The 22,895-nt window shown below is 34.9% G+C and carries 21 protein-coding genes, 1 pseudogene and 1 riboswitch; of the genes and pseudogenes, 19 read left to right on the top strand and 3 right to left on the bottom strand.

The window, feature by feature from the left end:
• The first annotated feature begins 1 nt into the window (after position 1).
• The 11 genes and pseudogenes from BFS35_RS09000 to BFS35_RS08950 all read left to right on the top strand — a co-directional run bounded on the left by BFS35_RS09000 (position 2) and on the right by BFS35_RS08950 (position 11,784).
• Positions 2-2,758 (top strand): acyltransferase family protein, encoded by a 2,757-nt coding sequence (locus BFS35_RS09000; protein WP_099581168.1) that lies wholly within the window; start codon positions 2-4, stop codon positions 2,756-2,758.
• Positions 2,755-3,132 (top strand): GNAT family N-acetyltransferase, encoded by a 378-nt coding sequence (locus BFS35_RS08995; RefSeq protein WP_099581166.1) that lies wholly within the window; start codon positions 2,755-2,757, stop codon positions 3,130-3,132. Before BFS35_RS09000 ends, BFS35_RS08995 begins: the two co-directional genes overlap by 4 nt.
• A 137-nt stretch (positions 3,133-3,269) precedes the next feature.
• Complete coding sequence (locus tag BFS35_RS08990) at positions 3,270-4,049, top strand: SDR family NAD(P)-dependent oxidoreductase (RefSeq protein WP_099581164.1); 780 nt, start codon at positions 3,270-3,272, stop codon at positions 4,047-4,049.
• A gap of 153 nt (positions 4,050-4,202) precedes the next feature.
• Complete coding sequence (locus BFS35_RS08985) at positions 4,203-4,583, top strand: GntR family transcriptional regulator (protein ID WP_099581162.1); 381 nt, start codon at positions 4,203-4,205, stop codon at positions 4,581-4,583.
• Positions 4,570-5,472 carry an ABC transporter ATP-binding protein gene (locus BFS35_RS08980; protein ID WP_099581160.1) on the top strand — a complete coding sequence of 301 codons (903 nt, stop codon included), beginning with the start codon at positions 4,570-4,572 and terminating at the stop codon, positions 5,470-5,472. The genes BFS35_RS08985 and BFS35_RS08980 overlap by 14 nt, the downstream gene beginning before the upstream one ends.
• A complete protein-coding gene (locus tag BFS35_RS08975) occupies positions 5,444-5,992 on the top strand; it encodes a hypothetical protein (RefSeq protein WP_099581158.1) in 549 nt (182 codons plus the stop codon). The genes BFS35_RS08980 and BFS35_RS08975 overlap by 29 nt, the downstream gene beginning before the upstream one ends.
• A 2-nt stretch (positions 5,993-5,994) precedes the next feature.
• Positions 5,995-7,350 (top strand): hypothetical protein, encoded by a 1,356-nt coding sequence (locus tag BFS35_RS08970; RefSeq protein WP_099581156.1) that lies wholly within the window; start codon positions 5,995-5,997, stop codon positions 7,348-7,350.
• Between the two features lie 50 nt (positions 7,351-7,400).
• Positions 7,401-8,894 (top strand): phospholipase D family protein, encoded by a 1,494-nt coding sequence (locus BFS35_RS08965; protein WP_099581154.1) that lies wholly within the window; start codon positions 7,401-7,403, stop codon positions 8,892-8,894.
• Positions 8,895-9,078: 184 nt separating this feature from the next.
• A riboswitch (SAM riboswitch) is annotated at positions 9,079-9,185 on the top strand.
• Between the two features lie 70 nt (positions 9,186-9,255).
• Positions 9,256-10,272: a methionine ABC transporter ATP-binding protein gene (locus BFS35_RS08960; protein ID WP_117946006.1), complete on the top strand. Its 1,017-nt coding sequence runs from the start codon at positions 9,256-9,258 to the stop codon at positions 10,270-10,272.
• Positions 10,262-10,927 (top strand): methionine ABC transporter permease, encoded by a 666-nt coding sequence (locus BFS35_RS08955; protein WP_099581150.1) that lies wholly within the window; start codon positions 10,262-10,264, stop codon positions 10,925-10,927. The genes BFS35_RS08960 and BFS35_RS08955 overlap by 11 nt, the downstream gene beginning before the upstream one ends.
• Positions 10,928-10,945: 18 nt before the next feature.
• Positions 10,946-11,784, top strand: a pseudogene (locus tag BFS35_RS08950) (MetQ/NlpA family ABC transporter substrate-binding protein).
• A gap of 139 nt (positions 11,785-11,923) precedes the next feature.
• On the opposite strand, the gene BFS35_RS08945 reads toward BFS35_RS08950, so the two are convergent.
• Positions 11,924-13,291 carry an N-acetylglucosaminidase gene (locus tag BFS35_RS08945; protein ID WP_099581148.1) on the bottom strand — a complete coding sequence of 456 codons (1,368 nt, stop codon included), beginning with the start codon at positions 13,289-13,291 and terminating at the stop codon, positions 11,924-11,926.
• A 75-nt stretch (positions 13,292-13,366) separates the two neighbouring features.
• Positions 13,367-13,912: a TetR/AcrR family transcriptional regulator gene (locus BFS35_RS08940; RefSeq protein ID WP_099581147.1), complete on the bottom strand. Its 546-nt coding sequence runs from the start codon at positions 13,910-13,912 to the stop codon at positions 13,367-13,369.
• A gap of 144 nt (positions 13,913-14,056) precedes the next feature.
• Here BFS35_RS08940 and BFS35_RS08935 point away from each other — a divergent pair, with 144 nt between their 5' ends.
• The 3 genes from BFS35_RS08935 to BFS35_RS08925 all read left to right on the top strand — a co-directional run bounded on the left by BFS35_RS08935 (position 14,057) and on the right by BFS35_RS08925 (position 17,109).
• Positions 14,057-14,707, top strand: coding sequence for an HlyD family secretion protein (locus BFS35_RS08935; RefSeq protein ID WP_099581145.1), 651 nt, complete (start codon positions 14,057-14,059; stop codon positions 14,705-14,707).
• A 12-nt stretch (positions 14,708-14,719) separates the two neighbouring features.
• Positions 14,720-16,495, top strand: a complete 1,776-nt coding sequence (locus BFS35_RS08930) for a DHA2 family efflux MFS transporter permease subunit (protein WP_099581143.1) — start codon at positions 14,720-14,722, stop codon at positions 16,493-16,495.
• A gap of 83 nt (positions 16,496-16,578) precedes the next feature.
• Positions 16,579-17,109, top strand: coding sequence for a ribonuclease FAU-1 family protein (locus BFS35_RS08925; RefSeq protein WP_099581141.1), 531 nt, complete (start codon positions 16,579-16,581; stop codon positions 17,107-17,109).
• A 33-nt stretch (positions 17,110-17,142) separates the two neighbouring features.
• On the opposite strand, the gene BFS35_RS08920 is transcribed toward BFS35_RS08925, so the two are convergent.
• Complete coding sequence (locus tag BFS35_RS08920) at positions 17,143-18,012, bottom strand: SDR family oxidoreductase (RefSeq protein ID WP_099581139.1); 870 nt, start codon at positions 18,010-18,012, stop codon at positions 17,143-17,145.
• A gap of 363 nt (positions 18,013-18,375) precedes the next feature.
• Between BFS35_RS08920 and trpS the strand changes: the two genes are divergently transcribed.
• The 5 genes from trpS to BFS35_RS08895 all read left to right on the top strand — a co-directional run bounded on the left by trpS (position 18,376) and on the right by BFS35_RS08895 (position 22,838).
• On the top strand, positions 18,376-19,374 hold the full coding sequence (trpS, locus tag BFS35_RS08915) for a tryptophan--tRNA ligase (protein ID WP_240628423.1): 999 nt from the start codon (positions 18,376-18,378) through the stop codon (positions 19,372-19,374).
• Positions 19,375-19,634: 260 nt separating this feature from the next.
• Positions 19,635-20,378, top strand: coding sequence for a TatD family hydrolase (locus tag BFS35_RS08910; protein WP_099580151.1), 744 nt, complete (start codon positions 19,635-19,637; stop codon positions 20,376-20,378).
• Positions 20,379-20,393: 15 nt separating this feature from the next.
• The gene (locus BFS35_RS08905) at positions 20,394-21,284 is read left to right on the top strand and encodes a LysR family transcriptional regulator (protein ID WP_099580153.1); all 891 of its coding nucleotides are present in this window, start codon (positions 20,394-20,396) and stop codon (positions 21,282-21,284) included.
• Positions 21,285-21,357: 73 nt separating this feature from the next.
• A complete protein-coding gene (locus tag BFS35_RS08900) occupies positions 21,358-22,014 on the top strand; it encodes a GTP pyrophosphokinase (RefSeq protein ID WP_099580155.1) in 657 nt (218 codons plus the stop codon).
• 44 nt (positions 22,015-22,058) lie between these two features.
• Positions 22,059-22,838, top strand: a complete 780-nt coding sequence (locus tag BFS35_RS08895) for a hypothetical protein (RefSeq protein ID WP_099580157.1) — start codon at positions 22,059-22,061, stop codon at positions 22,836-22,838.
• The last annotated feature ends 57 nt before the right edge of the window (positions 22,839-22,895 follow it).

The following is a 22,895-nucleotide window of genomic DNA, read 5'->3' as shown; positions in this document are numbered from 1 at the left end:
AATGACTCAGGACCAATCGGTATCAAAAAAGAAGTTTAGACCAGAAATAGAAGGTCTTCGTGCAGTTGCTGCACTGCTTGTTGCAATCTATCATATATGGTTAGGTAAAGTTTCTGGTGGAGTTGATGTGTTCTTTGTCGTAAGTGGTTTTTTAATTACGACGAGTCTACTTTCTAAATTTCGTAGGACAGGCACAGTAAATTTCTTTGAGTTTATAATGGGACTGTTAAAAAGGTTGATGCCTCATGCATTCTTTGTCTTGTTTACTGTGATTATATTAAGTTATTTCTATTTGCCAGGTGCAAGATGGATGCAGACGATAAAAGAAGTATTTGCTTCTGCATTGTATTATGAGAACTGGCAACTGGCATTTACTTCGGTGGATTATTTAGATGCAGGTAATGAGAAGAGTCCTGTACAGCATTTCTGGGCGATGAGTATACAGGGACAATTTTATTTGATTTGGTTCTTTGTTATATGGTGCGCTATTTTACTATCACGTTTATTTAAACAACAGATTCAAAAATCTTTGTTTGTACTACTCGTAATATTGTTTAGTATATCGCTTGGCTACTCTATTTATCTTACACAAGTTAATCAGCCATGGGCATATTTTGATACACGTACACGTGTATGGGAGTTTAGTTTAGGTGGCATACTCTGTCTAATGATACAGCGCATTAAGTTGCCGTCATTTTTGTCTGTAGTAGCTGGCTGGTTTGGATTAATTATGTTGATACTTTGTGGTATTTTACTTGAAGTTTCCACGATGTTCCCCGGTTATATTGCATTATGGCCGACGTTATCTGCTGTATTAATATTACTCGCAGGAGAGAATGATACAAAATTTGGTGTAGAACGATTACTTGGTTCAAAATGGATGGTTAAACTTGGCGGCTATTCATATGGCTTTTATTTATGGCATTGGGTATTGCTGACGTTTTACCATGTAATCTTTAACAATGAACACGTGTCTATTTTGCATGGTCTGCTAATTATGGCTTCGTCACTTTTATTATCAGTATTAGTAACACACTTAATTGAGCGTCCGATTCGTTTACTTAAAGCTCGTAATAATTCATGGCCAGTATTGTTAGTGATATTGCTTTGCTTAGCACCTGTCCTTGGATTAAATTCATTATGGCAAAGCCATATGCATCAGGAAATAGAAAAAAGTAAATCACTTGCTAAATCTAATCAATATCCTGGTGCAAAAGTCTTTGAAATGAATGATTTTAAAGAAAAGCCTTATATTCCACGTGATGCTAATATTAAAGAAGATCAGGCACAGCCTTATAAAGATGGTTGTCACGTTACAAGCGATGTATCAGAAGTGAAAATTTGTGAATATGGTGTTACTAAAGCGTATGATTATACGGTAGCAGTTGTTGGTGGCAGTCACTCCACACATTGGTTTACAGCAGTTAATGATATTGCTAAGAAGCATAATATTCGTGTATTAAACGTTACAAAGAGTGGTTGTCGATTATCAACAGATAAAAAAGGAGTTCCATCTTGTGACAAATGGAATGAACAAGTAGTTGATAAAGTGAGCGCGAAGCAACCAGATCTTGTGTTAGCCATGGCCGAAATTTCGTATTTCGACGTGACTGAAGTTCCGCAAGGTTACATCGAACAGTTTAATGCTTTTACAGAGCGTGGTATTGAAATATTTGCAGTGCGTGACACACCTTATTTCAAAAAAGATGTACCTGAATGTATTCAGGCAAATGGGAGAGATAGTGCGCTTTGTAAGATTGAGAAAGCACGCGTTGTGCCAGAAACAACAGATTGGTCAAAGCTTGCTGTAAAACCTGAAGGTGTTCATTTTGTAGATTATACCGATAAAATATGTCCGGATGAATATTGTGAACCTGTTGTAGGAAATGTTGTCGCCTACTTTGATAAATCGCATATGACAAAAACATTTGTATCAACACTAACACCTTACGTTGAAAAAGATATGATGCCAATATTAAAAGATATAAAAGCTAAACGTGAGAATGTCTTGTCAGCTAAAAAAGATATACCGGCAAGTTATAAAGATGGTTGTCATATTCAGGATAAATCGAAAACAGTTAAAAGCTGCATATATGGTAAGAAAGATAACTATAAATATACAGTAGCACTCGTTGGAGATTCGCACTCAGCGCATTGGTTAGGGGCACTGCAAACAATATCAAAAAAGCATCCTATACGTATCATTAATATGACGAAAAGTGGCTGCAGTCTTGAAGATAAAGCGGTTGCACGTCCAGACTGTAAAGCGTGGAATAATTCGATTATTGATAAGATAAAAGCGTTGAATCCTGATCTCGTCTTTACAACTGCTGAGAAGTCTTATTTTAATATCACTACTGTACCACCAGGGTATATTAAACAGTTTTATAAATTACAGAGCGCAGGCATTGAAATATTTGGTGTAAGAGATACACCTTACTTTAGAAATAGTGTACCTGAATGTGTCGCTCAAAATGGTGCAAAAAATATCAAATGTACTGTACCGAAAAATCAAGTCGTACCAAAAACGACAGACTGGTCAAAACTTAAAGAAAAACCTTCGAATGTACATTACTATGATTATACTCAATATATTTGTCCAAAAGAGCGATGCGAACCAGTTATTGATGGTGTCATAGCGTATTCAGATAAAGGTCATATGACACAAAGTTTTGTTAAAACTTTAGCACCACATATAGAATCAGATTTAATGCCTTTACTTAAAAAGACGAAATCAAATAAAGAGGATAAAATATGATTAGAAAGTTTGAAGAAAATGACATTGATACTATTCAGAAGATGAATGCTGCAGAGGGCTGGGACAATTTAGTTGCACGTCATGAACAGACACTTGCTGCATGGTTAAATAGTGAGAGTTACGTCTATATTGAAGATGAACAGGTTGTTGGTTGTGCCAGAGCTATTACGGATGGACATGTTAGTCTCTATCTTTGTGAGTTAATTACACATCGTGATTATAGAGGCCGCGGTATTGCAAAGGCATTGGTTGAACACATTCACCAGTTATATCCGACCACACGTATGGAATTGCTGGCAACAAGCGACTCTAAAGGCTATTATGAAAAAAGTTTCAGACCATTTTATGGTTTTAGAAGGACATTTGGTGAATAACGATTGAAATTGTGCATCTTTTCCGGATAGTTAGAGTATCCGGAAAAGATGAATTTTTTATTTTAATCTATCAAAAAGTTAATACCTACTATCATAGCATGATTTTTGATATATTTTAGGTAAAAGGAGCTGATAAAATGGATTTAGGTTTACAAGGTAAAGTCGCAGTTATCACAGGTTCTAGTAAAGGTATCGGGAAAGAAACAGCAACAGTTCTGGCTGAAGAAGGCGTAAATGTTGTTATCGCCAGCCGTCATGAAGATGAACTGATAGAAGTAGTAAAAGAAATTAAAGAGAAAACAGGCAAAGATGTCACATATCAAGTATGTGACGTAACAAAAGAAACAGATTGTAAAGCATTCGTACAAAAGGCAATTGATACTTATGGCAAGCTTGATATATTAATCAATAATGCAGGTAGTGCATTTGCTAAAAATTTTGAAGAAGTTTCTCTGAATGATTGGCAGGATGATTTAGATCTTAAACTATTTGGCGCATTGCATATGTTGCATGCCGCACTGCCTGAATTAAAGAAAAATGGTGGGGCAATCGTTAATCTAACAGCTGTAGCAGGTAAGAATCCACCTGCAAACACAACACCAACGTCTGTTACGCGTGCAGCAGGATTGGCATTAACAAAGACACTTAGCAAAGATTTAGCACAATACAATATTCGAGTGAATGCTGTATGTATCGGCTTAATTCGTAGCGGACAAATTGAGAAACGCTGGCAGGAAGAAGCACCGGAATTAACGTGGGAAGAATATGCAAGAGATCCGAAGTTTGATATTCCATTAGGACGTATTGGTGACACACGTGAAGCGGCGAATGTTATTTCATTCTTAGTAAGCGAAGCGGCAAGTTATGTGACAGGTGTAGCAGTCAATATCGATGGCGGGAAATCATCGAGTTTATAATCTTAACTGCATATATATGATTATCCTTGAACACACTCACGTGTGTTCTTTTTTTTTATCTTTTATAATTTTTACAAATTCTGCTTGCAATTATCCGTTCTAGGTGTATTATAATAAGTAGTACAGTTAATACAGTAGAAATGGAGGGGTTATATGATTTCAATCGATAATCGTAGCCGAATCCCAATATATGAACAACTTGTCAATGGATTTAAACTACAGATCATGAATGGTGTATTACAAGCAGATGATCAATTGCCTTCTGTTCGTCAATTGGCACAGGAACTAACGATCAATCCTAATACCATACAGAAAGCATATCGAGAATTGGAACGATTAGGCTATACTTATTCAGTACCTGGTAAAGGAAGTTTTGTCAATAAAGTAGAAGATACGATGCAAAAGGAGCGAATTGATATGTTATCTGAATCATTAGAGAAAATCGTTCAGGAGTTGTTGTTCTTAGGCTTAACGAAGGAAGAGATTATAGAAAAGATTCAGTCGATGAGGGGTGCTGAAGATGATTCAAATTAATGATGTAACGAAGAAGTTCGGACATTTCACTGCGGTAATTGATGCCACTTTAACAATTGAACCAGGGAGTATTCAAGGATTACTTGGTAGTAATGGTGCAGGAAAGACGACATTACTTAAGATGATTGCAGGGATTTATAAAGCTGATAAAGGCAGCATTGCATTTAATGAACAAGATATCTTTGAGAACGAAGATTACAAATCTAAGATGATTTTTATTTCTGACATACCTTACTTTTTTGGACATGCGAACTTAGAAGAGATGGCCGACTTTTATCACAAATTATATCCAAACTTCAGTGTAGAACGATTTAATCAGTTATCTGAATTACTTAAGATGAATCCAAAGAAAAAGCTATCTAAACTTTCAAAAGGGATGCAGCGTCAATGCGCATTTATATTAGCCATTGCAGCGCGTCCTGAAGTGATGTTACTCGATGAACCGTTTGACGGGCTCGATCCGATTGTCAGACATACGATTAAAAATATTCTCATTCAGGACGTGAGTAATCACGCTATGGCATTGTTTGTATCCAGTCATAACTTACGTGAGATGGAAGACTTTTGTGATGCAGTGACGCTGATGCATGAAGGACGTGTGCTGATGACACGTGACCTCGATGACTTAAAAGGAAATGTAGCTAAAATACAGATGGCTTTCAGTTCGTTACCTGATGAATCATTCTATAAAGGGATGAATGTGATTGATAAATCGATAAAAGGACGTGTTGTGACTTGTATCGTAAAAGACAACCTGGACAGAGTAGAAGAATATATTACAAAAGCAGATCCACTGCTCTATGATATATTGCCTCTCACATTAGAAGAAATCTTTACTTATGAATTAGGAGGATACGGTTATGCAATCGAAAACATCATTGTGGAATAAATCACTATTCAAAAATTTATCACGCAACATCATGTTTTTAACTGTGATAAATATCATCTGTTCATTTATATTAGTACCGTTCTCCTATTTTATGATGGATGTCGAAGGTACGAATAATATTAGTAAGTATATTATCGGCTCATTAAATACAGCAGGCTTATATTTCTTTGGCACAATGCTCTATGCAGGTTTATGTGGTATTTTTATCACTTATTTTTTAAAGGGACAAGCTGCATCTGATTTTATTCATAGCTTGCCGATTAAACGTCATCGTATTTTAAATACAGTATACATGACGTACTTTACGCACGTGCTTATCAATTTATTGATAAACGGCATTATCACATTATTATTAGGCATAAAATTTTATGGAATCAATATTGAAAAAGTGCTTATCTGGATGCTATTAAGCTTGTTGATTCATCTGTTTATCTTTAGTATTACTGTATTGTTAGGCTTATTAATCAATAATTATTTAAGTCATACTGTTGGAACAATTGCACTCTTATTTCCCCGGTAATCATGGGAACGTTAATCTATACAACACATATGGTGTTATTCAAAGGTCTTTCAGAATATCCCGAAATATTTCTTAATGATATTACGATACCATTGAAGTTTACTGAGTATGTAATAACCGATCGCTACAACTTTATGTATTTGATTGTGATGCTTATCATATCTATCGTTATAATCGCACTTTCTTATTTTGTATATACGCGACGAAAAAATGAACGAATCAATGAACCATATGCGAATCAGTTTATCCATTTAATCATATATTTTATTATGCTACTTATTGCGACACTGCTTGGCGGGTTAATTTTTAGTTCGTTATTTAGTGAAATGAAGATTGTATCGTTAATCATATATGCAATCGCATTTACTGTTGCTTTCATGCTGATGGAAATGATTTCACAAAAGTCTGTGCGAATCACATTTGATAAGCGACTTTATATTAATTCATTTGGGATTGTTGCATTGGCTTTAATGTTAGTCATCATATCAGGATATATGCGTGAACAATTTATACCTGAGAAAAATGAAATCTCATCTGTTGCAACAACAATTGAAGATGCGAATCAAATGTACATGGGTCAAAGTTTGCTGAATGATACGAAAGTAAGCAATCAGGCATTTATTGATAGCGTTGTGGATGCACATAAAAGATTAAATAACGTAAAAAAAGGAATATATAACGATGATGTAGCAGTGCGTACGATTCATATTCAGTACACGATGAATAATGGTCGAGTAATAGATAGGAATTATGAAGTATTTGAAAAAGATTATGATAACTATATTAAGCGCGTCAATACAAAAGACAATATGAAAGCGCTAGTTTCAGCACTTGATCTTAGTAAGCACAAAAAAGATGAAATTTCTATCACCCATGAAGTGAATAACGATTCATTAACGAGTGACAGTATGAATAACAAACAAAAGGAAAAGCTTGTTAAAGTTCTGGAAACAAGTATTAAGGAAAGAGGATTTAGTTCTAATCTTGATGCAGGAAAAACAAAGTATAGCATTACTTTCGATTATGAATATATTAAATCAAATGGAATAGTTACAGAATCTGGAAGTTATGACGTTCCGATTTCGATATACGATACGAAGTTAATACAATTTCTAATTGATGAGGAAATCATCTCAGAGCCAAGTGATGTACTAAAAGATGGTAACGTATATGAACTTCCGAGCAAAACATCTTTTGAGCATGTCAGAAATATTGAATCAATAAAAGACGTTAAAGGTGCGAAAAAAATAGACAGAAAAGAATTTAAACGTATGGTAAACGCACAGCAGATAGATTCAAAAGGGCAAAGAATCTTCGTTATAGATAGCCCGGAAAAATCATTTATATTTATGAAATAAGCAGGGAATTTCCCTGCTTTTTGTTATAATTTTATATATGGAGGTGTGATATGACGAAAAAAACGAAACAAGTAACTCAATCTAAGCCTAAACCTAAACATAAACGTAGGAAAAAGAAATTTGGTTTCAAGAAGATTGCTTTAATCTGCTTTGGTGCATATATTGTTTGCGCGATATATGGTGCCAATAAACCATTACCAGGTGGCGTGTCAAAATGGTTTGATTATAGTAAGACGAACAATGCTGAAGTGTTAATCGATAACACATATGAGAAGAATAAAGTGATGCATTATGATCATGAAATTTTTAAAAATCAATTACAGGCAATTCGCGATGCACAGGATTTTATTATTCTGGATATGTTTTTGTTTAATAATGCTTATGATGGTGAAATTAAATTTCCAAAATTAACAGAACAGTTAACGGAAGCTTTAGTGGCTAAAAAGAAAGCACAACCGAATATTAGAATTTATATGTTAACTGATCCGATCAATTCATTCTACGGCAGTTATACACCTGAGCATTATAAAAAGTTGCGTGCAAATGGTATTAACCTATACGAGACGAATTTAGTAGCTCTAAGAGACTCTAATCCAGTTTATTCAGGTTTTTGGCGTCCGACATTACGTTGGTTTGGGAATAATGAGAATGGTTTGATCACCAATATATTTTCAAAAGATGAACCGAATGTAACAGTTCGTGGATTTGGTAGATTGCTCAATATGAAAGCCAATCACCGTAAAACGTTAGTAACGGAGAAAACTGCAATTATTGCTTCAAGTAACCCACATGATCCGAGTGGTCATCATCAAAATGTTGCATTAAAAGTAAGTGGTCAGATTCAGGAAGATTTAATAAACAGTGAAATTCATGCAATGAATATGAGCGGTGCTAAATTAAATGTTAATGACTTTAAAATTAAGTCACGTGCTTTCAATAATCAAATGGATTATACGACAACACTAGTTACTGAAGGAAAGATTAAAGCTGCGCTGCTAGAAGAGATTGATCGAATGAGCGATGGAGATTCTATTAAGATGGGTATGTTCTATATATCTGACCGTGATATTGTAAAATCTTTAATCAATGCAAGTAAACGTGGTGTTGATGTGCAATTGATTCTAGATGTGAACAAAGAAGCATTCGGTAAAGAGAAACCGGGCATTCCGAATAAACCTGTAGCGCATGAATTAATTGCAAAGTCAGATGATAACATCAAGATTAAATGGGCAGTGAGTCATGGTGAACAGTATCATGCGAAATTTACATTGCTTCAGGATAAAGATAAGCATGAATCGACTTTAATTTTAGGTAGTGCGAATTTAACAAGACGTAATATCGGTGACTTAAATCTTGAGACGGATGTTATGATTTCTGGACAATCGAGCTTACCGGTATTTACTAAGATTGATCAGGATTTTGATGCGAAATGGGATAATACATATGCGCATGTGACAGATCATTATGATGTAAAAAAGGATCCTTCATTCTTGAAATCCGTAATATATCGCATTCAGGAGTTTAGTGGATTATCAAGTTTTTAATAATAGTATTTGATGGCCGACAAACAGCATTTATCGGCCAAGAATCCACAAAATTAGAGGGGAATCAAAAATGATGGCCGACAAACAGCATTTATCGGCCAAAAAACACCCATCTCAAATTTTTTTTAAAATTGTGTTGACAGGTAATTTGATTCACTGTAACATGTAAAACAACTTAATAAATATTTTATCAAGAGAGACAGAGGGATATGGCCCGATGAAGTCTCAGCAGCGGACTCTAATTTAGAGCACTGTGCTAATTCCATCAAGCTCACGCTTGGCAGATAAATTCGGACGTGTAACGTGCATTTAGCTACCAGCTGAGTGCACGTTTTTTATTTTGGGAGGAGAAAAAATGGGAATCATTGAAATTGATCACGTTACTAAAACGTATCAAACAAAGAAAGGTCTGATTAATGCGCTAGATGATGTATCGCTTTCAATCGAGAAGGGTCAAATCTACGGTATTGTTGGATATTCAGGTGCTGGGAAATCTACTTTACTCAGGTTAATTAATCGACTTGAAGCACCATCTTCTGGTCATGTTTATGTCGAAGGTAGAGATATTGTCGGATTAAAAGAGAAGGATTTACGTAAACAGCGTCAAAATATCGGCATGATATTTCAGCAGTTTAATTTATTTAAAGCAAAGACTATCAGTGATAATATTCGATATCCTTTGAAGCTAACGAAACAATATACTAAAGCTGAAATCGAGCAGCGTGTAGACGAATTACTGGCATTTGTCGGTCTTGCTGATAAGAAAGACGATTACCCAAATCAATTATCCGGTGGACAGAAGCAGCGTGTAGGTATTGCAAGAGCGTTAGCAACAAATCCTGATATATTACTTTGTGATGAAGCAACAAGTGCGCTGGATCCTGAAACGACAGATGAAATATTAAACCTGTTAAAAGATATCAATGAAAAGCTTAATATCACGATAGTGATCATCACCCATGAGATGGAAGTTGTGAAATCAATTTGTGATGAAGTGGCTGTAATGGAAAAGGGCAGAGTGGTTGAGAGTAACAAAGTATTTGAACTATTTACTACACCAGTTCATCCAACAACAAAGCGTTTTGTGCATAGTGTACTAAATGATGACATTCCTAAAGATATTAATGTTACAAATCGTAAACTATATCGCTTTATCTTTAATCATGAACAAATTCTTGAACCGGTATTGAGTATGATTGGTAGAGCAAATCATGTTGATTTTAATATTTTGTATGGCGGTATAACCGAGTTAACTGATAGATTATTTGGTAATTTATTAATTGAAGCAGTTGGGGATGTTCAAAATATTCAAAGTGCCTTATCAGAAATCACACAGCATGGCATAGAAGTAAGGGAGGTAGAAGGATTTGAAAACTGATTTAAGTACATTCTGGCCGGTAATTTTAGAGCACACAATCAGTACACTCATCATGGTAGCAATTACTTTAGTGTTGGCCACACTGATTGGTTTACCGTTAGGCATACTGCTCTATGCAACTGGTAAGGGCAATATTTTAGAAAATAAAGTGTTAAATACAATTTTGAATGCAATCATCAATACGATTCGACCGATTCCATTTATTATTTTCCTCGTAGCACTGATTCCGATTACAAGATTTTTAGTAGGTACATCTATTGGAATCTGGGCAGCGATATTTCCGATGACGTTAGCTGCATCATTATCTATTGCACGTGTTGTGGAAAACAATATCGTTTCAGTAGATCGAGGGGTAATTGAAGCGGCACAATCTATGGGATCAAGTAAATTTGATATTTTATTCAAAGTATTAATTCCGGAAGCAGCAGGAGCACTCATTCTAGGTTTAACATTTACTACCGTATCACTCATCGAGTTCTCTGCAGTAGCAGGTCTAGTTGGTGCTGGTGGTATAGGATATCTCGCTTTTACATATGGCTACCAGCGTTTTGACGTTGCAGTCATGTTTATTACAGTTTTAATTTTGATTGTCTTAGTACAAATCACACAATTTATCGGTAACAAAGTAGCAAGCATATATACAAGTCGTTTATAAAAAAAGGAGAATGAAAAGATGAAAAAGTTATTCGTATTATTTTTAAGTTTAATCGTAGTGCTAGCAGCATGTGGTAGTAAAGAAGATGAAAAGACAGTTAAGATCGGTGTAACTGGCGTAGACTCTAAAGTCTGGGAAGTTGTTAAGAAAGAAGCAGAGAAAGATGGCATAAAAATTGAATTTGTTGAATTCCAGGATTACACAGCACCAAACAATGCGCTTGCAGAAGGTGAAATTGATTTAAATGCATTCCAGCATTTCGCTTTCCTGGATCAGTTTAAAAAAGACCATAAATTAAAATTATCTGTAGTAGGTACAACAGTATTTGCACCACTTGGGGCATATTCTAAAAAGATTAAAGACATTAAAGATGTTAAAAAAGGCGATACAATTGCAATTCCTGATGACGTAACAAACCAGCACGTGCATTAAAATTATTAGAGCAGGCTGGATTAATTAAATTATCTAGCGACTTCGGTTTATTTGGTGGACCAGACAAAATTGAAGAAAATAAACTTGATTTAAAAATCAAACCGATCGATGCACAACAAACACCACGTGTATTAGAAGATGTAGCAGTTTCTATCATCAATAATGGTGTTGCAGCGCGTGCAGGTTTAAATCCTAAAGATGATCCGATTTATCTGGAAGATGCGGATAATAAAGATGTAGCCCCATATATCAATGTTATTGCAGCGAAAACAGAGGACAAAGATAATAAAACATACAAGAAAATCGTTGAATTATATCACTCTGATTTAGCTAAAGAGGCATTAAAAGAAGATACGAAAGACGGAGAAATTGCGAAAAACTTATCACAAGATGAAATCAATAAGATTGAAGAGGGTTTGAAATAGACAGGTTGCTCCTCGGCAATTAATGTTCACTTAGTGAGACTCTAAGTGAACAAACCCCCTTTAACTCCATACCCATCCCAAACAAAACCCCTTATCCAGCTGATAAGGGGTTTTGTGATGAATGAATTACATGAATATATTATTTTGCATAATGTACGAAATTGAACTTTCCACCTGCAATGCCTAACTTTTGATAGTATGCATGTATGTAGTTTGCATTTGCGCGTGCCCATAATATATCTGTAGCATATTGGCTATCTCCTGGAGCAAATGGATTCCAGCGCATTGCATATAATGTGTTTTGATTTTCAGAAACGAACCCTTTTGAAATAAATTCTGCACCGCCAATAATTGCTTCATTTGGTGTATCCCAACCGACATTTGCTGCATATTTTGCGCCATATTTCACTGCATCTTTGTCGTACGCACCAACTCCATACATATTATAGAAACGTTTGTTCTTATCTTCACCTTCAACTTTAACACCTTTAGCTAATGTACTTGTACCTTCTGCAGTTTCTAAAAAGGCATGACTGATGAGATAGATTTCATTAATATTATACTTTATACTCGCCTGTCTAAAAGCTTCTCCATGACCTTCTAAAATGCCTTTACCTTGTAATAAAATATTAAGCTGATCCGCAGTGAGATGTTGTGGTTCATTTAGTACTAGAAATTGATATTTTTGTACAGGATCAACCATTGCATCTTCTGGATTCATCGCATTTAGTACATCTTTACGCTGTGCATTCTTCCATTTGATGCCGTTTGAGCTTTGAGGTTTTGGATGTAGTGACATTTGAATTTTTAAGGCATCTTTTATTGAGATTGGTAATTCGATATGGTTGATGCCTTCACCTACAGGTCTTGGCTGTGACGCGATATCTACTAAAGTTTCTTCTGGTTCAGCATCGATTGACTTTTTATCTTCAGGTTTAACTTGCGGTTTAGCTTTCTGCTGGATAGGATTACGCTTCACCGGTTTTCGCCCAACATCATTCGTAATGTTAATCCAGCCTTTCATACCGCTTGGTAATGTTCCGTAAATATAAGTTGAAGCGTTAACACGAATGGTCTTTTCAACTTTGATCACTTCATTCTTACTGATTCTATCAATCACTTGTCTTGAACTGCCATTTGGCACTTCGAAGAGTTTTGTAGAAGTGGCTTTAATCGTATATGTCTTCATTTTTGTAGGGACAATTTTCGTTGTATTGATTTTAAGGTCACTTGCTTTCACATAACCAATCGCATTATTGATATCATCCGTTGTCTGAACGCGATAATATTTCTCACCGTTAATCGTATGTTGATCGTTAATATATAACGTGTACTGTGCAAAGTCGCCGGCAACTTTCTTTGACATCGCTGTTTTATTTGTAATGATGATTGCATTTTCGTCTTTAATCTTACCGACTTTAAGACTATCAGCTTTAGCAATGTGAGGTAGTGCAAAAAGTGAAGCAGTCGCTAATGCTCCAATTGTAAGTGATTGATATAACTTCATTGTGTGCCTCCATTTATTTAATATCTATATTATTATACTCGATATTTGACATGAGTGAAATAAAACACTTTTAATTTAGCGGTTAATTTTGAGGATATTATTATAAATAATTTTACCGATGACTTCAGGAGATTCGGGACAGTCATTTTGCAGCCAAAAATATAAAATACCAAATTGGCCCCCGATTGTATAACTGACGAAATAATCAGGATAGTTTAATGAAATTGTATTATTTAGTACATTTAAATAATTTTCTCTCCAGCTGCTTAATAATTTTTGTGTGAAGTTTTGAGCAGGATGAAGTGTAAGTAAGATTTTAAAGAATTGCTTATTATCGTAAATATATTGAAATGTTTCTTTTAAATACTTTTCAACATATGGTCGTTTGTCTTCTTCGTCTTTTAAATTATTTAGATTATCGGTCATGAATTGTTCGATATTGTGAATATGAAAATCAATCATACCGTCTAACAGAGCATATTTATCTTCAAAATAAGCATAGAATGTTGAACGGTTTATATTACTTTCTTCACAAATCATTTTTATTGTAATATCTCTAAATCGATGGTGTTCCATCAATTGAAGAAATGAATATTCTATTAAAGTTTTTTTGTCTGTCATTGTTTCACTCTTTCTTTTGGATGATAGCGTTATCAATACTTCATTGTAATCAAAATCCAACAATTAAACAAATATTGTTGGTTGAATGAAAGTTAAATCGGATTATAATAATGGTTATGTGAAAAAAATAAGGAGGAATTTATTATGAAAAAACTCGTATTAATTAATATTTTAACTTTAATCATTCTTGTTGCAGGAGGATTTGCAGCGTTTCATTTCTATAATGAAGCAACAAACTATGTCAAAACTGACAATGCTAAAGTAGATGGTACGCAATTAGTCATTGCCAGTCCGACAGCAGGTAAACTGACAGCATTAGACAAAACTGTAGGAGACAAAATTTCAAAAGATGATAAAATCGGTACTGTTGTAGGTATGGGTCAAGACGGGAAACCATCAAAAACTGATATCACTATGCCTCAGGACGGAACAATCGTTAAAACGCAAGCCACTGAAAATGGATTTGTAGGGGCAGGTACACCGATTGCTTATGCATATGACTTAAACACTTTATTTGTCACAGCAAATATTAAAGAGACACAAATCGATGGTATTAAAGTTGGTCAGGATGTTGATGTTTATGTAGACGGATACAAAGATACTGATTTAACAGGTGAAGTAAAAGAAATTGGTTTAGCAACAGCATCAAGTTTTTCTATGCTACCTTCTTCAAATGGTAATGCGAACTATACAAAAGTAACACAAGTAGTACCTGTAAAAATTGAACTAGATAAAGATAAATCATTAGACATTATTCCAGGAATGAATGTAACTGTACGCATTCATAAAAACTAAGGAGGTTTTCGTATGACCTCTATGTATATTCAATATATATTATTTAGCTTACTCGTGTTCTGGACTTTAAACAGATTCATGATGCGAAGTACGAAGAAAAAAGATAACTTAAAAACAACGACACCGTTAACAGAAAATAAGTTGGATACACCAAATGAAACAGTGAAAAGTACTACTTACACAGCGAAGTCAACAGATGAAACAACACAAGCAGAACATACTGAACTGGATGTTAATAAACCTGTACATGAGCAGGTAAAACCACAAGGTGCACTTGTTGAATATGGTAAAGGTATAACGCTTGGTAAAGTTATAACTGCTTTAATGATCGGTATGTTTGTAGCGATACTTAATCAAACGCTTATTAATGTAGCTTTACCGGTATTAATCAATGATTTTAGTATTTCAACATCTACAGCACAGTGGTTAACGACTGGTTTTATGTTAGTCAACGGTATTTTAGTACCGATTAGTGCATATATGATTCAACGTTTCACATATCGTCAGCTTTTCTTAACAGCGATGTTATTCTTCACGCTCGGTTCAATGATTTGTGCCATTTCATTCAACTTCCCGCTAATGATGCTTGGACGTGTCATTCAGGCAGTAGGTGCAGGGATATTAATGCCGCTCGGAACAAACGTATTTATGACGTTATTCCCACCTGATAAACGTGGTGCTGCAATGGGGATGATGGGGATTGCAATGATTTTAGCACCAGCGATTGGTCCAACATTAACAGGTTGGGTTATTCAGAACTATCATTGGAATGTCATGTTCTATGGAATGAGTGTTATAGGGGCAATTTCATTATTAATCGGTTTCTTCTGGTTTAAAATTTATCAACCGACTAAAGATGTTAAACTCGATATTCCCGGCGTAATATTCAGTACACTTGGATTTGGTAGTTTACTTTATGGATTCTCTGAAGCAGGAAATAAAGGATGGGATTCAGCTATCGTTATTTCAACGATGATCATAGGTATGATCTTCATCGTGTTATTTATTTATCGAGAAATGACAATGAAGATTCCAATGATGGATTTACGTGCTTTGAAATATAGTGGTTTCTCATTTACTTTACTTATCAATATTATTGTAACGATGAGCTTATTTGGAGGTATGCTTTTATTACCTGTCTACTTACAATCTATTCGTGGCTTCTCACCACTTGATTCTGGATTGCTCTTATTACCTGGCTCTCTTTTAATGGGTCTGATGGGACCAATATCAGGTAAATTACTTGATAAGATTGGTATTAAGCCGATTGCAATCTTCGGTCTAGCAATTATGACCTATGCAACATGGGAACTTACGAAGTTAAGTATGGATACAAGTTATAGACATATATTAAGTATCTATATTCTGCGTTCATTTGGTATGAGTTTCATTATGATGCCGATTATGACAGCAGGGATGAACGCATTACCACTTCGTATGATACCTCATGGTAATGCAATTAGTAATACGATTCGACAGTTAGCTGGTTCTATCGGAACAGCAATTTTAGTTACAGTAATGACACAGCAAACAACTGCGCATATGGGTGACATTGCTAACCAATTAGATAAAACGAATCCTGCAATAGTGAATTCTATGTCACAGATTGGACAGCAGATGGGTAGTAGTAATCTTGGTACACAAGTTGTTATGGGACAAATACAGAAGATGGCAACAATTAACGGTATTAATGATGCATTCTGGATTGCAACTGCATTAAGCTTACTTGCATTTGTGCTGGCATTTTTCTTAAAAGGAAAAGATCATTATACAACAGACGAAGTATAATTGAATATTTTTATAAACAAGGAGATAAAATGATTTATCATCCTTGTTTATTTTTATATAATGATTGGTAAGGAGTGGGTTGTATGAAAACCAAGTATATTGATAAACGCAGCTGGCGCCGTTTAATCAGAAAAGAATATCATGAAATTGCTGTCAAAGATGAACAGTTTGAAGGCATTATCGGGGAAATTATTATGGAGAAAGTAAAGTCACCGTTAGTGGTTAATATTATTGGAGAAGACATTGTCGTTGCAGATGATGGCTATCGCTGGCTACAAATATTACCGAAAGATAAACATTACAGTATAACAGTAATGTATAATCGTGAAAGTCAACCTATTCAATATTACATCGATATAAATGAAGAAAATTTTCCTGAACTTGGTCAGGCAAGAACGCATGATCTTTATTTAGATGTATTAGTATTACCTGATGGTCGATATGAACTGGTCGATGAACAAGATGCTAAACGTGCATTACGTAAGAAAGAGATTACGAAAGCACAATATGATTTTGCGTATCAGACAGCAAATGAGATAATGCAGCATGTAAAGACAAACTTTGGTGATCTGGAAAAGTTAGCGCTCTATTGCAAAGAAAAAATAGAAAAATAAAATGTGCCTATCGAGGATGATAGGCACATTTTGTTAGCTAGAAATATAATCTCCACCATTGATGTGGATTGTTTGACCTGTAACATACGTAGAATCATTGCTTGCAAGATAGACGTAAGCCGGTGCATTTTCACTTGGTTGACCACGACGTCCTAATGCAGTTTCTCCACCATGCTTTTCAACTTTCTCAGCCGGGAAAGTTGCCGGGATGAGTGGTGTGTAGATAGGACCTGGAGCAACAGAGTTTACGCGAATACCATCATCAGCAAGACTTTGTGATAATGAGCGCGTAAATGCAGTGATTGCACCTTTCGTCGCTGAATAATCAATTAAAGTTTTAGAACCGCGATAAGCAGTAACACTACTTGTATTGATGATCGTATCTCCTTTAGCAAGATGAGGAAGAGCTGCTTTTGATAAATACATCATACCAAATACATTTGTCGCAAATGTTTCCTGAATTTGATCTGCTGTAATATCTAAAAGACTATCTTGTGGGAATTGTACACCACCGTTATTAACTAATATATTTAGGCTGCCAAAGTCATTGATTACATTATCAATCAATTGTTTACAATTATCTTCTGATTTTAAATCATGTTGATAAGCTTTTGCTTTTGCGCCGAGTTCTTCTAATCTCTTAACCGTATCGTTAGCATCCGTTGCTTCATCGAAATACCCGATTGCCACATCAGCACCTTCTTTAGCATATAAAATAGCAACAGCACGACCAATACCTGAGTCACCACCGGTAATCAGTGCAACTTTACCTTCTAATTTACCACTTGCTTTATAATTCTCATCTTCAGCGATTGGCTTAGGATCCATGTCTTTTTCACTACCAGGTTGATGCTCTTGAGTGTAACCTTTAATCTCTTTGTCGATCTTTTCGAATTTATCCATCAATAACGCCTCCTAAGTTAGTATGCTTATCTTATTCCCTGAAAGCATTCTATGAAACGACGTGCAAAATTAGAATTGAAAATTAGATTAAGTTGAGTTAATATATATACAATTCAATAAGAATTTCTTCAGATGAGAAGAGTAACTTACTGACTTATGATAGAGAGCATGTGGCTGGTGGAAACATGTATAAGTTAGAAGTGAATGGGCTCATCGTTTGAATACTGGTTAACACATATACCAGTCGGAAACATGACCGTTACAACATGTACGTTATGATAGTAGCGATTAGGTGGTATAGCGAGAGACTCGTCCTTATTTAGGGACGAGTCTCTTTTTTATAAAAAAATAGGAGTGATGATTATGAAAACGATACTTACAGGTATTAAACCAACTGGAGAGTTGCACTTAGGTAATTATTTAGGAGCCATTAAACCGGCTATCGATTTGTCACAAGATAAAGCAAATCGTTATGCGTATTTTATCGCAGATATACATGCTTTAAACAATGATCAGATTCGTAAAGAAGGTGCGATCAATACATTGTCTCATAAAATAGCAGCAGCATTTATTGCATTAGGTTTAGATACAGATCGATGTCTTTTTTATAAACAATCTGATATACCACAAATTACTGAAATGACGTTTTATTTAATGAATGAGACATCTAAAGGTCTACTTAATCGTGCACATGCCTACAAAGCTAAAGTACAAGATAATATTGCAAACAATTTTGAACAAGATAAAAATGTAAATATGGGACTGTTTAATTATCCGGTATTAATGGCTTCGGATATATTAATAATGGATACTGATATTGTGCCAGTTGGTAAAGATCAAATACAGCATATTGAGATAACACGAGACATTGCACAAAGTATCAATCACCAATATGGCGATATATTTAAGTTACCGATTGCTCAAGTGGACGAAACGACAATGTTATTACCAGGAAATGACGGTCGTAAAATGAGTAAGAGTTATGGAAATACGATACCGCTATTTTCGACCGAAAAAGAATTATATAAAAACATTATGAAGATTAAAACGGAATCTATTCCATTAGGAGAACCAATCCCAACAGATAACTCAATTGTTTACACTTTATTTGAAGCATTCCTGGATAAAAGTGAAATGATTGAGGTAAAGCGACAATTTGAAGCGGGCGTTGGCTATGGAAATTTGAAGAAGACATTATTTGAAGTAATTAATAGCGAATTGAAAGATAAACGCGTGAGATATTTCGAATTATTGGATGACTATAAATATATTGATACAATATTAGAGAAAAATAAAGTAATCGTGCGTGAACAAGCTCAAAAGAAAGTTGATCAACTTAAAAATAAAATGTTGAATCATTAAGAATATATCAAACAAGTTCGATAAAAGTAGGATATCGGACAAGAAATGCTGGAGTAAGCTATTAATCAGCAAAACAAGTCCGATAAAAGTAGGATATCGGACAAGATATGTGGGAATTATCGATTAATCAGCAAAACAAGTCCGATAAAAGTAGGATATCGGACAAGATATGTGGGAATTATCGATTAATCATCGAAACAAGTCCGATAAAAGTAGGTTATCGGACAAGATTCCATCGTGATATAAAGGAGAACGCTATTATGTACGACGCACATATTCATTTAGATAAATATTCTGAATCTAAGCAGCAGCATATACTTCAAAATGAAGCGATTAATGGTTTGATTGCTGTTGCGATGGATTATCATGGTTCTCAAAAGTTACTCGATTTAGTCGATCATTCAAAAGTTAATATCGCGCTCGGATTTCATCCTGAACAACGGCTAAATCACGCTGAAATTAAGGAGATATTATCTCTGATCGATAATTATCATAATCAATTAACTGCTATCGGAGAGGTAGGTTTACCTCAATATTTAAAACGAGAACAGCCAAAGTTAAATGTACAACCTTATATAGAAGTACTCGAACAGTTTATTATTAAAGCGAAACAATATCGTTTACCGATCGTACTGCATGCTGTGTACGACGATGCACTTGTAACACTAGATTTACTGGAAAAACACACAATCGAAAAGGCACACTTCCACTGGTTTAAAGCGAGTGATGATGTAATCAATCGGTTATTAACTACAGATTATATGGTGAGCGTTACCCCGGATATATTGTGGAATCCGAAAACGCGAAAAATTGTTTCATCATTCCCGCTTGAAAGATTAATGATTGAAACGGATGGTCCGTGGCCCCATGATGATTTTGAGCCGCATCACATTCATGCACAGTTATCTGCTATAATAGAAGAAATTGGACATATAAAATCGATCGATACAGAAACTGTTAACCTAACAATAAAAGAGAATACGATTCGATTTTATAATCTTTAGAATTGAGGATTGTATATGAAAATTGATGATTACAGATTACTCGTTGCACTTGCTGATGAAGAGACGTTACGTAAAGCAGCCGATACATTATATATTTCACAACCTGCAGTGAGTCAGCGTCTTAAATCTATTGAAACAGAGTGGGGTACTGAAATCTTTATTCGTACGAAAAAGAAATTAATCGTTACGACAAATGGAGAAATGATTATTCAGCATGCCAGAAAGATGTTAAAAGAAGAAACGAATCTAAAGGAGATGATTCATTCTTCTGACGGTGTGGTCAACGGTAAGCTTTCAATCGGTGTATCTTCTTTGATTGGACATACAATATTACCGATAGTTTTAGGAAGATTTGTAGAACGTTATCCGAATGTAAAGATACAGCTACAAGTGGGTTCATCTACACGCATTACAAATAATCGTCATGATTTTCACGTTTCAGTAATACGTGGGAGCAAGATTATGAATTTGCACAATGAACTGTTAATGAGTGAAAAGCATTACTTTATCTATCCTAAGAACAAAGCACACGAGCTCGATCAGTTACCGATGATTGAGTTTCAGGCGGATCCAATTTACCTAAAGGAAATTGAACATTGGTATACAGAGCAGTTTAATAAGGAATATGCTCCGCAAATAAAGACCGATCAAATTTCCACTTGTAAATCATTGTTATTAAATGGTGTAGGTATGACCGTGCTGCCGGAAATCGTTATGAAAGACATAGATAATGATCAGTTCGAAATTCAGCTGTTAGAAGTTGCAAATAATCCTTTACTACGTGAAACTTATCTTTGTTATGAAACGGATATGTTAAGTTTACCGCAAGTGAGTGCTTATATTGAATTGATGAAAGAAGTAACTGCTGAATATCTTGATATAAAGAAATATGTACCTATTATATAGTGCGAATACGATGTGTATTCGTACTTTTTTCTGTGTAAATTTGGTATATTAGTCTAGAAGAGAGGGAGTAAATATGGACGTAAATCAAATATTCAGCAAAATTGAAGAGCAGACTGAGTTTGTAAAAATGGCAGAAGAATTTCAATATTTCTTTAAAGAATATGAAATGGGGCTTCTGGAACTTACAAGCGATATTGAAATTATTGACCTTGAATGGCAGGCACGACATGGCTATTCACCATTCGAACACGTTAAATCACGAATAAAAGCACCACTTTCTTTACGCGATAAATTAAATCGTAAAGGTATTCCTATTACACTAGATGATATTAGAGCAAATATATTCGATATTATTGGTGTACGCATTGTAACGACATTTGAAGAGGATGTTTATAAAATATGTGAGCTTCTCAGTGGACGAAGTGACTTAAGGATTGTACGTGTAAAAGATTACATTAAAAATCCAAAACCAAGTGGCTATAAAAGTTTGCATCTTATAGTAGAGACTGAACTTGTACTGTCAGAAGGTGTGAAGTGGATACCTGCTGAAATTCAAATTAGAACACTTGCAATGGATTTCTTTGCATCAACAGAACATAAATTACAGTATAAATATAATACGAGACAATTAAGTGATGATATACGTAAAGAATTACGTGCAGTAGCGGATGCTTCAAGTGAACTTGATCGTAAGATGACTGAAGTACGAAATACAATTCTACTAGGGTAGGTGTAAACATGATAACATCCGTACTGGCTCAAGGAGTAGGAATAATGAATGAAGATGCTGTTGTCATCAATGAAGCAGCAAATATTTATGGGGTTATTGACGGAGTAACAAGTTTGAAAGGTATTATGATTGATAATATCACACCTGGAAAACGTGCTACGGATGCTGTAAAAGCTACGTTTGAGCAAGTTGATAAAAGCATTACTTTAAATAATGCGACTGAACTTGCAAATGCCAGCATCCAAACAGAGATGGAAGCATTTAATATCGCTATTAATCATCCGAAAGATAGATTTCAGTGTTGCCACGCAGTTGTAAAGCTTCATGACAAAATGGCCGATTATTCCAGTTCAGCCGACTGTGTTATCTACACAATTACGAAAGAAAATAAAGTTACTCAAATCGTGCCTGATTATAGTAAGAAGAATGAAAGTGATCGCGTGAAGTACTGGCAGGAAAAATATCCTGGTGTATACGCATCAAATACATTGCCGGAAGAAATGATCGAAGCCCTTGATAATGCTAAAAGTACAGCAAATATTCCAGGTGGATATTCGGTGATGAATGGTGATGTCAATTTCAATCAGTCATATAATCGTGGACAATTTGAATTATCAAATTTATCACATATTCTGATTACAACAGATGGTTTCTTTGATATAGAAAGACTTGGTCTTCAGAAATTCGTTCAGAAACTTATTCATGATGGCTTAGATGCCATGCTCGAATATATGATTATGAAAGAATTAGAAGATATCGAGAAGATTCATTATCCACGAGTGAAATTACATGATGATAAAGCAGCGGTATTAATCACGTTATAAATAGACGTGACTATACAAATATTATTTTTGCTTTATAATATAACAGTGTTATATGTA

Origin of the sequence: Macrococcoides goetzii (assembly GCF_002742385.2) — a bacterium.
Classification (GTDB): domain Bacteria; phylum Bacillota; class Bacilli; order Staphylococcales; family Staphylococcaceae; genus Macrococcoides; species Macrococcoides goetzii.
This window is presented reverse-complemented; position numbering and strand designations above follow the sequence as displayed.